At 43.7% G+C, this 14889-nt stretch carries 12 protein-coding genes; 6 read left to right on the top strand and 6 right to left on the bottom strand.

Annotation, left to right across the window (positions count from 1 at the left end; all coding sequences use genetic code 11):
• The first annotated feature begins 31 nt into the window (after positions 1-31).
• The 3 genes from FKN88_RS04690 to FKN88_RS04680 all read left to right on the top strand — a co-directional run bounded on the left by FKN88_RS04690 (position 32) and on the right by FKN88_RS04680 (position 2730).
• Complete coding sequence (locus tag FKN88_RS04690) at positions 32-1024, top strand: lipid A deacylase LpxR family protein (protein WP_154167683.1); 993 nt, start codon at positions 32-34, stop codon at positions 1022-1024.
• Positions 1025-1214: 190 nt separating this feature from the next.
• Positions 1215-1955 (top strand): pyruvate formate lyase 1-activating protein, encoded by a 741-nt coding sequence (gene pflA, locus FKN88_RS04685; RefSeq protein WP_154167681.1) that lies wholly within the window; start codon positions 1215-1217, stop codon positions 1953-1955.
• Between the two features lie 274 nt (positions 1956-2229).
• Positions 2230-2730, top strand: a complete 501-nt coding sequence (locus tag FKN88_RS04680; RefSeq protein ID WP_004394938.1) for a YfbU family protein — start codon at positions 2230-2232, stop codon at positions 2728-2730.
• Positions 2731-2890: 160 nt separating this feature from the next.
• On the opposite strand, the gene FKN88_RS04675 is transcribed toward FKN88_RS04680, so the two are convergent.
• Entirely contained in the window at positions 2891-3646 is a 756-nt protein-coding gene (locus FKN88_RS04675; RefSeq protein ID WP_154167678.1) for a MipA/OmpV family protein, read from the bottom strand.
• Positions 3647-3945: 299 nt separating this feature from the next.
• Here FKN88_RS04675 and FKN88_RS04670 point away from each other — a divergent pair, with 299 nt between their 5' ends.
• From FKN88_RS04670 to FKN88_RS04660, 3 genes are all read left to right on the top strand, one after another.
• Positions 3946-5880, top strand: coding sequence for a PrkA family serine protein kinase (locus FKN88_RS04670; protein ID WP_004394936.1), 1935 nt, complete (start codon positions 3946-3948; stop codon positions 5878-5880).
• A 107-nt stretch (positions 5881-5987) separates the two neighbouring features.
• A complete protein-coding gene (locus FKN88_RS04665) occupies positions 5988-7256 on the top strand; it encodes a YeaH/YhbH family protein (protein ID WP_040904203.1) in 1269 nt (422 codons plus the stop codon).
• Between the two features lie 12 nt (positions 7257-7268).
• Positions 7269-8801 carry a SpoVR family protein gene (locus FKN88_RS04660; RefSeq protein WP_154167675.1) on the top strand — a complete coding sequence of 511 codons (1533 nt, stop codon included), beginning with the start codon at positions 7269-7271 and terminating at the stop codon, positions 8799-8801.
• Between the two features lie 143 nt (positions 8802-8944).
• Here the strand turns inward: FKN88_RS04660 and kdsB are convergent, their stop codons facing one another.
• Genes kdsB through FKN88_RS04635 form a run of 5 tightly spaced genes read right to left on the bottom strand, consistent with a single transcriptional unit; the run spans position 8945 to position 14886 of the window.
• Positions 8945-9691, bottom strand: a complete 747-nt coding sequence (gene kdsB / locus FKN88_RS04655) for a 3-deoxy-manno-octulosonate cytidylyltransferase (RefSeq protein WP_154167672.1) — start codon at positions 9689-9691, stop codon at positions 8945-8947.
• Positions 9691-9870, bottom strand: coding sequence for a Trm112 family protein (locus FKN88_RS04650; RefSeq protein WP_154167670.1), 180 nt, complete (start codon positions 9868-9870; stop codon positions 9691-9693). The genes kdsB and FKN88_RS04650 overlap by 1 nt, the downstream gene beginning before the upstream one ends.
• Positions 9851-10858: a tetraacyldisaccharide 4'-kinase gene (gene lpxK, locus FKN88_RS04645; RefSeq protein ID WP_306687348.1), complete on the bottom strand. Its 1008-nt coding sequence runs from the start codon at positions 10856-10858 to the stop codon at positions 9851-9853. Before lpxK ends, FKN88_RS04650 begins: the two co-directional genes overlap by 20 nt.
• A 3-nt stretch (positions 10859-10861) precedes the next feature.
• Positions 10862-12610 carry a lipid A ABC transporter ATP-binding protein/permease MsbA gene (msbA, locus tag FKN88_RS04640; protein ID WP_154167664.1) on the bottom strand — a complete coding sequence of 583 codons (1749 nt, stop codon included), beginning with the start codon at positions 12608-12610 and terminating at the stop codon, positions 10862-10864.
• Between the two features lie 32 nt (positions 12611-12642).
• Positions 12643-14886, bottom strand: a complete 2244-nt coding sequence (locus tag FKN88_RS04635) for a DNA internalization-related competence protein ComEC/Rec2 (RefSeq protein ID WP_158138629.1) — start codon at positions 14884-14886, stop codon at positions 12643-12645.
• Positions 14887-14889: the final 3 nt, after the last annotated feature.

The following is a 14889-nucleotide window of genomic DNA, read 5'->3' as shown; positions in this document are numbered from 1 at the left end:
TCTTGTATTTACTACGGACAACGAAAAACGTATGGCTTTAACATTATTACGTGTACTCCCGCTGATTCTTTTTGCTCCATTTGTGTGGTCATCCACCCAATCGACCCTTTCCCTCAAAGTCGATAATGACGGTGTTTATGGCATGGATAGGGAATACACCAGTGGGCTTTTTCTTTCCTACACCTCAAGACCGATTACCCCCTATTGGTTTGCCAAGCCATTCAGTCTTTCACTCTGGGGAGCCTCAAGTATCGATAAATGGGAGGTGATGATTGGTCATAAAATGTGGACGCCTTCTGATATTGAGCAATATATCCCTGCCCCGAATGAACGCCCTTATGCGGGATTTTTACACAGCGAGTTTAATTACATCAGTTTACATCCCCAGCAAGCACAACGATTTAATCTCACGATAGGTACCACTGGAGATAGCGCGTTATCCGAACAAGCGCAAAAAATCGTTCACAGCATCACTAAGTCTGGCGATCCTAACGGCTGGGATTACCAAATAGACGATAAAATCGCCGGTAGTATTGGTTATCTTAGTCACTTCAATCTCTATCGCACCGCCTACGATCCATATTATGCTTGGGAACTGTCTGCGATTGGCGAAGTGAACGTTGGTAATTTTCGCAGCGATATTTCCTCAGGTATGATGCTGCGCTGGGGGACTGATTTAGCGGCTAACTTTGGCAGTGCGCAAATTGATAGTGAAACTCCTTTTCGCGCAGGGATGATCGGGGCTTCGCGCTCCGCTTGGTTCGTTTTCGCAGGCCTCGAAGCACGTTATCGATTTAATGATTTAACCATTGAAGGAGACAGGCCATTAGATGGATTACCTCTACAGCCCAGTGACTATCAGGTGACGCTAGAACCTTTGCAAGCGACCGCGGTACTTGGCGTGGTATGGTATGGACCTCATGTCGGCGCAAGTTTTACTTTAACCACCAGTAATGCCGAGTATAAAGAAAGTAAACACCGCACCCACGGCACTGGAGCACTGTCTTTATTTGCCTTTTTCTAAATTAAGATAGAGACTCTTACTGATTGAGGATTAAGCTTCACCTTACTGATCTTAATCCTCTTTGGTACTTTAACACCCCGTCCTCAGTACAAAACTCATCCAACAACACTTAACTTACCCGAAGAAATCCTATTTAAACCCTACCTTTTGTAATAAAATAGTCGGTAAATTCAGCAAATGAGAGCAACTTATGTCTACTACTGGTCGTATCCATTCATTTGAGTCTTGCGGTACAGTTGATGGCCCTGGTATTCGATTTATCCTCTTTCTGCAAGGTTGCTTATTTCGTTGTAAGTATTGCCATAACCGAGATACATGGGATACCCATTCCGGTAAAGAAGTCTCTGTTGAAGAGATCATCAAAGAAGCGAAATCTTATCGACATTTTATGAATGCTTCAGGCGGCGGGATCACCTGCTCCGGTGGTGAATCGATGCTCCAACCTGAATTTGTACGAGATGTCTTTCGCGCGGCTAAAGCCGAAGGGATCCACACTTGCCTTGATACCAACGGTTATATCCGTAAATACACCCCGGTGATTGATGAAGTCTTGGACGTCACTGATTTAGTGCTACTGGATATTAAACAAATTAAAGATGATGTTCATCAAGACTTAATCGGGGTATCCAATAAACGTACGTTAGATTTTGCACGCTATCTACACACGATTGGCAAAGTAACTTGGCTGCGTTATGTGGTCGTTCCGGGTTATACAGATGATGAAGAATCAGCCCATCTACTCGGACAATTTATTCAAGATATGGATAATATTGAAAAAATTGAGTTATTGCCTTACCACAAGTTAGGCGCTCATAAATGGGAAGCGATGGGAGAAACTTATCCTTTAGAAGGTGTGAATCCGCCCAGTAAAGAAACCATGGATAAGATTGTTGATGTGCTAATGCAATATCATCACAACGTAAAATACTAAGCTTCCCTTCTGCAAATCCAACACCAGCACATGGCTGGTGTTTTACTTTTGATTGACTCATTCACCTATCGGCTATAACACCCAGAAGCTAACGACACAGAAATAAACGTGCTAGAATTGTCGATAATTTACTCGGTTAAGATTAAATCTGTGTTGAGATCATGTTTCACAATCACCCATTGCTGTTAACCTAATCTTAAGCAAATTTATACCCAAAATACTTGGCAGTTCAGGTAGGAAGGGGATACCAACATCGATTACAGTGAGGTCAATAATGGAAATGACTAATGCACAACGTCTGATCCTATCTAATCAATACGTTTTAATGTCCCAACTTGATCCGGCCAACGCCGAACAATATAAACGGCTACAAACGATTATTGAACGGGGTTATGAATTACAAATGACTGAGCTCAATAAAGAATTTGGAGCAATTTCTGAAGCGCAATGCCGAGAAGTGATCGATGTCATGGAAATGTATCATGCCATGCAAGAGTCATACAAAATGCTCGATAGCAAATTGAGTAGTGACGTTGATGCTCGTCGCTTGAATTTTCTTGGTTATGATAGTGCCTCTGAAGCTCAACTGGTCAACTACGTGCGTTTTCTAATCAATACTGAAGGTTTATATCCTCAATTTGAACGGGGTGAGCACCACTTCAACAGCCAAGTGGCTATGGGTGAAAAATACCGACGCATGTTAACCACATGGCGAAATTGCCCAAGGCAATATCACTTATCAGCCAACGAACTCAACAAAATTATTAACGCTTAGTCCTGATACAAAAATAGAGAGGGTTTATAAGCTCTCTCTATATCAATATATATCAATCCTTGTATACCAATCCTTATTACTGTCCATTACGTCATACCTTTCGATGCTGATATAATTTGAGATAACATCATTTTAAGCGCAGCAAAAACTCACTCTACGATTAAAATAGGTAAACCACACCAAGGGTGCCCACGGTTGATGAATCACGGCCAATCACTGGGCTTGACGAAATATCACTATCGAGATTGGTATAGCGAAGACCGCCTGATATTCTAACATGCTGAGAAACCGACCAATAAGCCATCGCGCCAATAAAGTACTGCCCACTCCAACCAGCGTTGTATTGTTCTAAACCACTACTCAGCGACTCTTGAGCTGACACACCATAAAAATGGTTATTGAGCTTATCAGAATTATAAGCATAACCCACCGAAGGCGTGATGCCCCAACGTTCAAAACGCAATGGGAAACGCCAAGCCACTTCTGCATAAACACCATCATGTCGCCCTGCGATATCCGAGCCAATCGTTGCCTCCCATAATCCCACTGCCGTACGGTGTTGATAACTCACTCCACCTAAAATCGTTGACCTACGTTTATTGAGCTGACGTATCTGTAGATCATCAGAATCATTAGGCTGTAGTGTGCGAGGATCATAAGCCAACCGCAAGATTAGGTTCTGCTGAGAGCGAATCGGCAACAGGCGATATCCCGCATCAAAACCACGAAAAAAGAGATGCTCGCCTTCATAACCAATGATGGGGATCACGGTACGGTTAGAGGGCGTATCTTTATAAACGGCAGGCGAATAGGCGGCAGCGACACCCACTGACCATTGAGACATTTCAGCGTTAACATACCAAGGTGTCAATAGCATCGTTAACCCACTCATGGTTTTGACTATCGCATCTCTCATTCCGCACCTATTTATCGATTATGTTGCAAAGATAACCATCATAGAAGTTCCCCTTAAGAGAAACAATCTTTGTTGTTCAATCACTTCTTGCCACTTTGCTTTGTTAATAATCATAAGACTGATAGCAACAATTCATCAGCACAATACTTCTTAGCCAGAGACGTAATTTACGTCACGATTTGTAAATAAATACATAATCTTTAAGCAAAATCATCAATTGCGATCTAGGCTTAACGTATTAGGGATTTGTGTGTTTAAGCGGTTGTATGTCGAAGAGACATTTTTAGAGGGGAACTACCATGAGTATTTTTAACCACTTTCAGGCACGCTATGAAGCAGCCAAGGATGAAGAGATATCGATTCAAACGTTTTTGGATCTCTGTAAGGAAGACAAAAGCGCTTATGCTAACGCGGCAGAACGCTTATTGCTGGCAATTGGCCAACCTGAATTGGTCGATACTGGCAAAGATCCTCGTTTGAGTCGGCTCTTTTCTAACCGAGTCATTTCTCGTTATAAACCGTTCCAAGACTTCTATGGCATGGAAGAAGCGATTGAACAAATTGTTTCTTATCTTAAGCATGCAGCGCAAGGCTTAGAAGAACGGAAACAGATTCTTTATCTACTCGGCCCTGTCGGTGGTGGGAAGTCATCGATTGCTGAAAAACTCAAAGCATTAATGCAGCAATGCCCGATCTACGTATTATCAGCGAATGGTCAGCGCAGCCCGGTCAATGACCACCCATTCTGCTTGTTTGATGTCAATGAAGATGGCGACTTGCTCAAGCAAGAATACGGGATTGAAAAGCGCTATTTGCGCTCCATCATGTCACCTTGGGCAGCAAAACGTCTGCATGAATTTGGTGGCGATATCACGAAGTTTAAAGTCGTTAAAGTCCGGCCTTCTATCTTAGACCAAATTGCGATTGCCAAAACAGAACCGGGCGATGAAAACAACCAAGATATCTCATCGCTGGTCGGTAAAGTGGATATCCGTAAACTAGAGCACTATTCACAAGATGACCCCGATGCCTACAGCTACTCTGGGGCACTCTGTCGAGCCAACCAAGGCTTAATGGAGTTCGTCGAGATGTTTAAAGCACCGATCAAAGTGCTTCACCCACTGCTTACTGCGACTCAGGAAGGCAACTACAACGGTACCGAAGGGCTCTCCGCCCTACCCTTTGACGGCATGATCCTCGCTCACTCCAACGAATCAGAGTGGCAGACATTCCGCAATAATAAAAACAATGAAGCGTTTTTAGATCGAGTTTATATCGTGAAGGTGCCTTATTGCTTACGCGTCTCTGAAGAAGTTAAAATTTACGAAAAACTGCTTGAGCACAGTGAACTGACCAAAGCGCCACGTGCACCAAGTACACTTGAGTTACTGGCTCAATTTAGTGTGCTATCGCGACTAAAAGTGCCAGAAAACTCGTCCATTTTCTCTAAAATGCGCGTTTATGATGGTGAAACGCTGAAAGATACTGATCCGAAAGCGAAAAGCTATCAAGAATACCGTGATTACGCTGGCGTTGATGAAGGCATGTCCGGTCTCTCGACTCGTTTTGCCTTTAAAATACTCTCACGAGTATTCAACTTTGACCAATCAGAAGTCGCTGCAAACCCCGTACACCTGTTTTATGTTATCGAACAACAGATTGAACGCGAGCAGTTCCCGCAAGAGGTTGCTGAGCGTTACCTAGAATTTGTCAAAGGCTATCTGGTTCCGCGTTATGTCGAGTTTATTGGCAAAGAAATTCAAACCGCTTATTTAGAATCTTATTCTGAATACGGTCAGAATATTTTCGACCGTTACGTCACTTACGCTGATTTCTGGATTCAAGATCAAGAGTATCGTGATCCAGAAACTGGCCAACTGTTTGATCGCTCAGCGCTTAACAGTGAGCTAGAGAAGATCGAAAAAACGGCAGGGATCAGCAATCCGAAAGATTTCCGTAACGAAATCGTTAACTTTGTACTTCGAGCTCGGGCTAACAATAGTGGTAAAAACCCAGTTTGGACGAGCTATGAAAAACTGCGCACGGTTATTGAGAAGAAAATGTTCTCCAATACTGAAGAATTACTGCCAGTTATCTCTTTCAATGCCAAAACCTCATCGGAAGATCAGAAAAAACACGACGATTTTGTCGCCCGCATGATGGAGAAAGGTTATACCGAGAAACAAGTTCGATTACTGTCTGAATGGTATTTACGCGTGCGTAAATCCTCTTAGCAAGCCCTTGGTTGCGACTCTGACCCAGAGATTCTGGGTCAGAAGCTAACTTGCCAAAGCGTATGAGTAGTTAGAACTCATCGAGTGACGTTTAGAGGGAGAATCTCATGGCGCAATTTATCGACAGAAGGTTGAACGGCAAGAATAAAAGCGCCGTTAATCGGCAGCGCTTCTTACGCCGTTATAAAGAACAAATTAAAGAGTCCGTTGCGGATGCGGTTAATCGCCGATCCATCACCAATACGGAGTCAGGTGAAGATGTGGCGATTCCACATCGAGATATTAAAGAACCCATTTTCCATCAAGGTAAAGGCGGCGTTCGCGAACGCGTTCACCCTGGTAATGATCAATACATACGTGGTGATAAAGTAGAACGGCCAAAAGGTGGTCAAGGTGGTGGTTCAGGCGAAGGGGATGCCAGTCAAGACGGTGAAGGCGAAGACGATTTTGTATTTCAAATATCTAAAGATGAATATTTGGATATCTTGTTTGAAGATTTAGCATTACCTAACCTGAAGAAAAATCAAGTCAACAAAATTAAAGAGTGGAAAACCCATCGCGCAGGCTTCCAAACTGCTGGCGTTCCCGCCAACATTGCGATTGTCCGCTCTTTACAACAATCGCTTGCCCGACGCACGGCGATGACATCAGGCAAGCGACGCCTTATGCATGAGCTTGAGCAAGAGCTGGAAAATATTCGCAACTCTGAGCCAGCGCAACTACTCGAAGAGAGACGTTTAAAAGAAGAAATAGCTGAACTACGCCGGAAAATAGACAGTGTACCGTTTATCGATACGTTTGATTTACGTTTTAAAAATTACGAAAAACGCCCGATCCCTTCTAGCCAAGCGGTAATGTTTTGCTTAATGGATGTGTCAGGGTCGATGGATCAGCCCACTAAAGATATCGCAAAACGATTTTATGTCTTGCTCTATCTGTTTTTAACTCGCACCTATGAAAATGTTGAAGTGGTGTTTATTCGCCACCACACCCAAGCCAAAGAAGTGGACGAACACGAATTTTTCTATTCACAGGAAACTGGCGGAACGATTGTCTCTAGTGCATTAAAATTAATGCATGACATTATTCAACAACGTTACCCTCTCGGTGAGTGGAATATTTATGGCGCACAAGCCTCCGATGGCGATAACTGGGCTGACGACTCGCCTCGCTGTAAAGAGTTACTGGCGAACAAACTGCTGCCTGAATGCCAGTATTATGCTTACATCGAAATTACGCGTCGTTCTCATCAAACCTTATGGCATGAGTATGAAAAACTATCTGAAAGCTTTGATCACTTCGCCATGAAGAATATTCGTAGTGTGGACGATATTTTCCCTGTGTTTAGGGAGCTATTCCATAAGGAAACGGCATAAGGGGATAAGACTATGACAGTCAAAACAGCCACCACGCAAAAGCGTAAGAAAAAAAACAAACGTCTGGCTGATGGTCCAGATTGGACTTTTGATCTTTTGCATCAATACCACCAAGAAATTAAACGTGTTGCCGAGCATTATCGTTTAGATACCTACCCTAATCAGATTGAGGTGATCACTTCTGAACAGATGATGGACGCCTACTCCAGTATTGGTATGCCGATCAATTATAACCATTGGTCATTTGGTAAAAAGTTTATTCATACTGAGAAAAACTATAAGCACGGTCAAATGGGGTTAGCCTATGAAATTGTGATTAATTCAGATCCCTGTATTGCTTACTTGATGGAAGAAAATACCGTCACTATGCAGGCTTTGGTCATGGCTCATGCCTGTTACGGACATAACTCTTTTTTTAAAGGCAACTATTTATTTCAAACCTGGACTGACGCCAGCTCTATTATCGATTATCTACTGTTTGCTAAAAACTACTTAGCTAAATGTGAAGAAAAATATGGAGTGACCGAAGTCGAGCAATTATTGGACTCATGCCATGCGTTAATGAACTATGGCGTCGATCGTTATAAACGCCCAGAAAAGATTTCGATTGCTGAAGAAAAAGCACGCCAAGAAGAACGCGAAGCTTATTTACAATCACAGGTGAATGCCTTGTGGCGAACCGTGCCTAAAAAAGCCAAGGAAGCCGAGTTACAACGACGTTTTCCTTCTGAACCACAAGAAAACATTTTGTATTTCATTGAAAAACATGCACCTCTTCTAGAGTCTTGGCAGCGTGAAGTCGTGCGTATCGTGCGTAAAATCAGCCAATATTTTTACCCACAAAAACAAACGCAAGTCATGAATGAAGGTTGGGCCACTTTCTGGCATTACACAATTCTGAATCATCTTTACGATGAAGGGTTACTGTCCGATAAATTTATGCTCGAATTTTTACATAGCCACAGTAGTGTGGTGATGCAGCCTGCGTATAACAGCCGTTACTACAGTGGTATTAACCCGTACGCGCTTGGGTTTGCGATGTTTCGAGACATAAAGCGCATTTGTGAAGAGCCAACGGATGAAGATAGACACTGGTTCCCTGAATTAGTCGATACCAATTGGCTGGATGCCGTACACTTCGCAATGCGCAACTTTAAAGACGAAAGCTTTATTAGCCAATATTTGTCACCAAAACTTATCCGTGATTTTAAATTGTTCGCCATTTCTGACGATGATCATAAAAACTTTATTGAAATCAGTGCGATTCATGATGAGTTGGGATATCGCCAAATTCGTGAAAAACTTGCGTCACAATATAACTTGAGCAATTTAGAACCCAACATTCAAGTTTACAATGTCGACGTTCGAGGTGATCGCTCATTGACACTGCAATATGTGCCTCACGATCGAATTCCACTCGATCCAAGCTACGATGAGGTGCTCAAACATATGCATCGTCTGTGGGGCTTTGAAGTGAAATTAGAAGAACGTAAAGATAACGGTAAACACGAGCTACTTGCCACTTGTCCAAAGAAAAACGATTAATATCACGCTTTACATAACGTTAAACAGAGTATCAATAAATAAGCCCCATCAACCGATGGGGCTTACTGTTTAATACGGCTAATATATCTCAATCTCTTGGAGCTACGACTTACAATGGGGAAAAGTGCACCCATGTTCGACATTTATTCGATAAGTTTACGCACCGCTGCTAAATCCTCAGGCGTATCAACACCGGCTGGCGGCGCTTCGAGCGCAACAGCCACATGAATTTTTTCGCCGTACCACAGTACACGCAGTTGCTCTAGATTTTCGATTTTCTCTAACACACTTGGCGACCAGTGTATGTAGGTATTGATAAACCCGGCTCGGTAAGCATAAATACCAATATGGCGCATTAATGGCTGAGTAATCGCCTTCGGTTCAAGAATAAAGTTATCGCGGTCCCATGGAATACTCGCGCGACTAAAGTACAACGCATAACCTTGTTGATCAGTCACCACTTTAACGGCGTTAGGATTGAATACCTCTTGTGGATCATCAATTTCAACCGCTAAAGTCGCCATTGGCGCTTGGCTTGATGCTAAGTTTTCCGCAACTTGACGAATAATCACTGGCGGGATAAGGGGTTCATCCCCTTGTACATTGACGATGATATGATCATCGTCAATCCCCATTAAAGCAATCACTTCGGCTAAACGTTCCGTACCAGATTGATGTTCGATTGACGTCATGCATACTGATCCGCCAAAACTGAGGACCGCTTGCTCGACTCGACTATCATCGGTAGCAACAATTACCCGCTCAGCGCCTGCTTGCTGCGCTTGCTCATAAACCCACTGAATCATTGGCTTACCGCCAATATCAGCCAACGGCTTACCTGGCAAGCGACTTGATTGGTAGCGGGCCGGAATGATAACCGTAAAAGACATTAGCGTCCCTCATCCATGGTCATACTTCTCGCTTCAGGTTCGAGCAGTACTGGAATACCTTCTTTTATTGGATAAGCCAGACGATCTAATTTACAAATCAGCTCTTGGTTACCTTTATCGTAAGTCAACTTCCCCTTGCATACGGGACAAGCCACAATTTCAAGCAGACGGTGGTCCATAATGTTCCATAACCTCTTTAATTTTATCTAATATGCACTGTTGATCAGTTGGTGAAATCTCGGCCGATACGGGTAAATACCACCAGTTTTTTGCTGCAAAATCTGTACACTTAACGGCATCTTTCTCTGTCATGATCACGTTATCACCTTGGCTGGCTAATTCGCGCAATATCGTTTCATCAAATGCTTGATGATCAGCAAAATCATGGGTAAGAATCAGTGATGCACCAAGTTGATGTAACGTATTAAAAAAGCGAGCCGGATGGCCAATGCCAGCCCAAGCCACTAAACGGCTCAGGGCAGCAACATCAATGCGCTCTCCGCTGATGACATTAACCGCTAAGCTGGGTTTGAGTGTCATGGCAAGTTCACCCATAACCGGCTCTCCGCCATTATTGATCACAAAGTCGACTTGCTGTAAACGTTCGACAGGTTCGCGCAATGGCCCCAACGGAAGCAGTTGTTGGTTACCAAAGCGACGAACTCCATCAACAACCGCAAATTCGATATCTCGTTCCAACGCATAGTGCTGTAAACCATCATCGGTAACAATAAGATCAACCCCTTGGCTGAGCAATGCTTGAACCGCATGCGCACGTATTGGGTCAACGGCCACTGGGGCACCTGTACGTTGATAAATCAGCTTAGGCTCATCACCACATTCGGTCGGTAAGGTATGGTCAGTAACCAATAACGGATATTGAGCCGCCTTACCTCCGTATCCTCTTGAAACCACGCCCGGTCGATAGCCTTGACGTTGCAGTAACTCCACTAACCAAACTACAACGGGGGTCTTACCATTACCACCAGCGGTAATGTTACCGACAACAATCACTGGCAATGGCGCTCGATAACGCGCTTTTTTACCAGACAAAAAGGCATGCCGGCGACGAGTACTGATCACATAAAACAGTCGACTCAATGGCCACAAAAGTGGCCAAAGCAAAAAATAGAGCGGATGGCGTCCAAACCACAATTTGTCTATCACGGATTAATCGCCAAACTGAATACGATGCAATTGCGCATAAGCGCCATTTTGTTTGATGAGATCAGCATGATTCCCACGCTCAATGATCTCACCGTCATCAACCACTAAAATTTGATCAGCTTGTTCAATCGTTGAAAGTCGGTGAGCAATCACTAATACCGTTTTATTTTTCTGTAATTCGTCAAGCGCGGCTTGAATAGCTCTTTCTGATTCAGTATCCAATGCTGAAGTGGCTTCATCCAAAATAAGCACAGGAGCATCACGCAGCAGAGCGCGAGCAATCGCAATACGCTGACGTTGGCCACCAGAGAGACTGGCTCCGTTCTCACCAATTATCGTATCTAAGCCTTGTGGTAAATGTTGTATAAAGTCCATCGCATGGGCTAAGCGGGCAGCCTCTTCTATTTGCTCACGGCTGTATTGCTCTTGTGCCGCGTAAGCGATGTTATTGGCGATGGTGTCATTAAATAAATGAACATTTTGCGAGACTAAAGCAAAATGTTGCCGCAAATTGCTCAGCGTGTAATCACGAATATCGTGGTCATCAAGGTAGATGGCACCGGAATCGACGTCATAAAAACGGGTAAACAAATTAGCAATGGTTGACTTACCCGATCCGGAACGTCCGACGAGTGCAACGGTTTTGCCTTGAGGAATGGTAAAACTTACATGCGATAATGCCGGTTTTTCTTTACCTTGATAAGTAAAAGAGACATCTTTTACGGCAATATCACCACGCACTTTATCTGTCACAAACTTACCATTATCGCGCTCGGTTTCCAGGTCCATTAACGCAAATAACGTTTGTGTTGCGGCCATACCTCGTTGAAACTCTGAAGTTACGTTGGTCAAAGCCTTTAAAGGGCGCATCAAACCAAACATCGCCGAGAAAATAACCGTGAAGGTACCAGGCGTTAAATCTGCACGAATAGAATCAACGCTAGCTAAGAATAAGACCGTCACCAAGGCTAATGAAGCAATCATTTGAATCACAGGATCGGCTACTGCTTGAGCCGAGACTAACTTCATGGTCTGTTGGCGCATTTGATTGCTAACTTTATCAAAGCGTTTACGCTCAACCTCTTGTCCACCATAGCTTAAAACCACTTTATGGCCTTTAAGCATCTGTTCTGCCGACGAAGTGACATGGCCCATGGTTGTTTGCATATTTTTGGAGATTTTTCGAAAGCGTTTAGAGACCACTCGAATGCCAATCGCAACAACTGGAGCAACCACAATTAAAACTAGAGAGAGTTGCCAGCTGTTCCAGAACATCAAGGTTAATAAACCAATGATACTGGCCCCTTCACGAACAATACTGACCATTGCTCGACTCGTGGCTCCTGCAACCTGTTCAGAATCATAAGTAATTCGCGATAATAAACCACCGGTTGACTCACGATCGAAAAAACTGACTGGCATATGCATAAACTGATTAAAAATCCGCCTACGCATCAGCATCACTACATTGCCAGATACCCAACTTAAACAGTAAGCAGAAACAAAACCGCTACAGCCACGAATAAACATCAGACCAAGAATAAGAAAAGGTAAGATCTGCAAAAAATTAGAGTCTGTACCACCAAAACCTTCATCTAATAGCGGCTTTAGTAAGGAGATCATGTAGGTATCAGAGATCGCATTGATCACTAAAGCGATGGTCGCCAGCACCAATCCGACTTTATAAAGACGGATGTAAGTCCAAAGACGCTTAAAGGTTTGCCAAGTTGTTTCGTCAGAATTGAGTGACATAAAGCTGCTTTATCGATATTACAAAATTGACCTCATTCTACCTCTTTACGTAGCATCTGCCTATACCAAGGCGTGATTCGCCCACCGCGTAAGGTGAAAAGCTGACGTTGAGATCCTTGGTAACGGAGTGTTATTTGTCCGACCTCTCCCGTATCAAGCCACGGAATGCCTAAAGATTGATAACGCGCGAGAACGTCTGGGTGAGGTAATCGCCATCGATGACCTTTCGCCAATGAAGCAATCGCCAACTGTGGATTGACCTTTTCTATAAACGCTTGTGTAGAAGACGTTTGACTTCCATGATGAGGAACCACTAACACATCACTGTCTAATAACGCGTCACGACTGAGTAACCACTCACCAATCGCCGTCACATCACCGGTCAACAACACACTATGCCCATATTGCTTATCAACCATACGCACCACACAAGAATGAGGGTTATCCGCTCTATCAACCAAACGAGGTGGCCACACGACTTCAAAAGTCAATTCTTGCCATTGCCAGAATTCACCTTGAATACACGGAGAGAAATGTTCATTACGGTAACTAGCGCGAATCCAAGCTGGTTTTAGCCGTGATTGAATATCGGCTAATCCTCCCGCGTGATCATTATCACTATGGCTAATGATCACGCCATCAAGGGCATCTAGTCCTCCGCGTCGAGTTAATAATGGAATAATCAGTGATGTCGCCACGCTGCCTTCATGCCAACTACTCCCTGTATCGTATAAAACATAACGTCCGTTACGCTCAATAACCATCGCCAAGCCATGTCCAACATCCAACATATCCACTTGCCAGTAGACCTTCGGTTGTATTGTTAACCAAGTCGCGCTAAAAAGTAACCCAATCGCAATAAGAGATCGCGCGGTCAAAAGTGGCCGTAACATCATCACTAAAAATAAAGCCAACAAACTATATTGCCACGTTTGGTTAACCGGTAACCAGCTATGTTCTGCAAAGCCTAACGACCAGCTAAACGGCATTAAAGCCGCCTCAACCCAAGTCCAAAGCCACTGGACTTGATCGGCGATCAACACATTGCCACACAAGACAATAAACAGTAAGGGAACAACCACAAAGCTGAACCAAGGAATAAACACGAGATTATAAAGCGCGGAATAAAGGCTAACGCCAGAGAAGAAGTAAGCCGTCACCGGAGCCATTAACATCACTAATAATAGATGACCAGCAAACACTTTCTTCCATAGCGGCCATCGGCTATCGATGACGGAGACTTGGTAAATAACAAAACTGACCGCTAAAAAAGATAACCAGAAACTTGTGCTTAATGAAGCAAAAGGGTCCAAAGCCAATACCGCAGCTAACGTTAATAATACCCGTTGAATAGCGGTCACTCGAACATTAAACATGACTAATAGAATATTTAACCAACACATCATCAATGCTCGCTGAGTCGGTAGCGTAAAACCTGCCAGCCAAGCATAACCAAGTGCAAACAATCCACCGCAAACAAAAGGTAGCCATAAGCCTTTTCTCAAAAGGCGGCTACACATACCCCCTAACAAATAGCCAAAACCAAATGCCATACCAATGTGCAACCCTGAGATCGCCGTGAGATGGATTAAACCGCTATTGCGTAATTCCAACCACTGCTGTTCGGTAATCCCGCTACGCTCACCAAAAGTGAGGGCTAAAATAAAGCCTTGAACCTTGCTGGATCGCGTTCGTTGCTCAATCTGTTGAAAAAATATCGCCCGCAAACTTGAACTGGGGATGATTTGATAAGCTGTATTGGGACGAACGGTCGCTTGTGCGCTCCAGCCTTGACTCAGAAAAAAGGCTTCTTGATCAAACCCGACTTCATTCAATCGCCCATAAATCGGCTTCGCCTGTACCACAAATTGAGCATGATCACCCAATTGTAAGGCGATCGGGGAATTTAAACGTACCGTGGGAGACAAAAATCGGGGTAAAGATTGACCATTAATTGATCTCACCACAAAAGAGCCACTAAAACCGTAACGATTTGCAGTAAAAAAGCTGTCAGCGACACCTTTTATGGTAATATCTGTCGCAAATTGTAAGATATTATTGGACTGTGCGGTTACTTTATTTCCGTGTGTTATTATCAACACTAAGGCCAGTGCAATTCCGATGCATCCCCTGCCTCGGCGTGTCACGAGACTCATCATCAACACAACAATAACGCCAATGATAATAGGCCATTTGGGCATCCAAGGCCAAAATGGGGCAGAGAGTATCGTTAACGAGAACGAAGCCAACGTCCAGTAATTCGATAAGAGAGCCATGTT

This window comes from Vibrio sp. 2017_1457_13 (genome assembly GCF_030851525.1).
In the GTDB taxonomy this organism is placed as follows: Bacteria; Pseudomonadota; Gammaproteobacteria; order Enterobacterales; family Vibrionaceae; genus Vibrio; species Vibrio metschnikovii.
The sequence above is the reverse complement of the archived record's forward strand: the minus strand, read 5'-3'. Positions and strand labels throughout refer to the sequence as shown.

What these genes read in the sequence shown, in the direction of transcription:
- FKN88_RS04690 (WP_154167683.1), top strand. Translation starts at nt 32, where the DNA reads ATGGCTTTAACATTATTACGTGTACTCCCGCTGATTCTTTTTGCTCCA.
- FKN88_RS04660 (WP_154167675.1), top strand. Translation starts at nt 7,269, where the DNA reads ATGACAGTCAAAACAGCCACCACGCAAAAGCGTAAGAAAAAAAACAAA.
- kdsB (WP_154167672.1), bottom strand. Translation starts at nt 9,691, where the DNA reads ATGTCTTTTACGGTTATCATTCCGGCCCGCTACCAATCAAGTCGCTTG.
- FKN88_RS04675 (WP_154167678.1), bottom strand. Translation starts at nt 3,646, where the DNA reads ATGAGAGATGCGATAGTCAAAACCATGAGTGGGTTAACGATGCTATTG.
- pflA (WP_154167681.1), top strand. Translation starts at nt 1,215, where the DNA reads ATGTCTACTACTGGTCGTATCCATTCATTTGAGTCTTGCGGTACAGTT.
- FKN88_RS04650 (WP_154167670.1), bottom strand. Translation starts at nt 9,870, where the DNA reads ATGGACCACCGTCTGCTTGAAATTGTGGCTTGTCCCGTATGCAAGGGG.
- FKN88_RS04665 (WP_040904203.1), top strand. Translation starts at nt 5,988, where the DNA reads ATGGCGCAATTTATCGACAGAAGGTTGAACGGCAAGAATAAAAGCGCC.
- FKN88_RS04680 (WP_004394938.1), top strand. Translation starts at nt 2,230, where the DNA reads ATGGAAATGACTAATGCACAACGTCTGATCCTATCTAATCAATACGTT.
- FKN88_RS04635 (WP_158138629.1), bottom strand. Translation starts at nt 14,886, where the DNA reads ATGGCTCTCTTATCGAATTACTGGACGTTGGCTTCGTTCTCGTTAACG.
- FKN88_RS04670 (WP_004394936.1), top strand. Translation starts at nt 3,946, where the DNA reads ATGAGTATTTTTAACCACTTTCAGGCACGCTATGAAGCAGCCAAGGAT.
- msbA (WP_154167664.1), bottom strand. Translation starts at nt 12,610, where the DNA reads ATGTCACTCAATTCTGACGAAACAACTTGGCAAACCTTTAAGCGTCTT.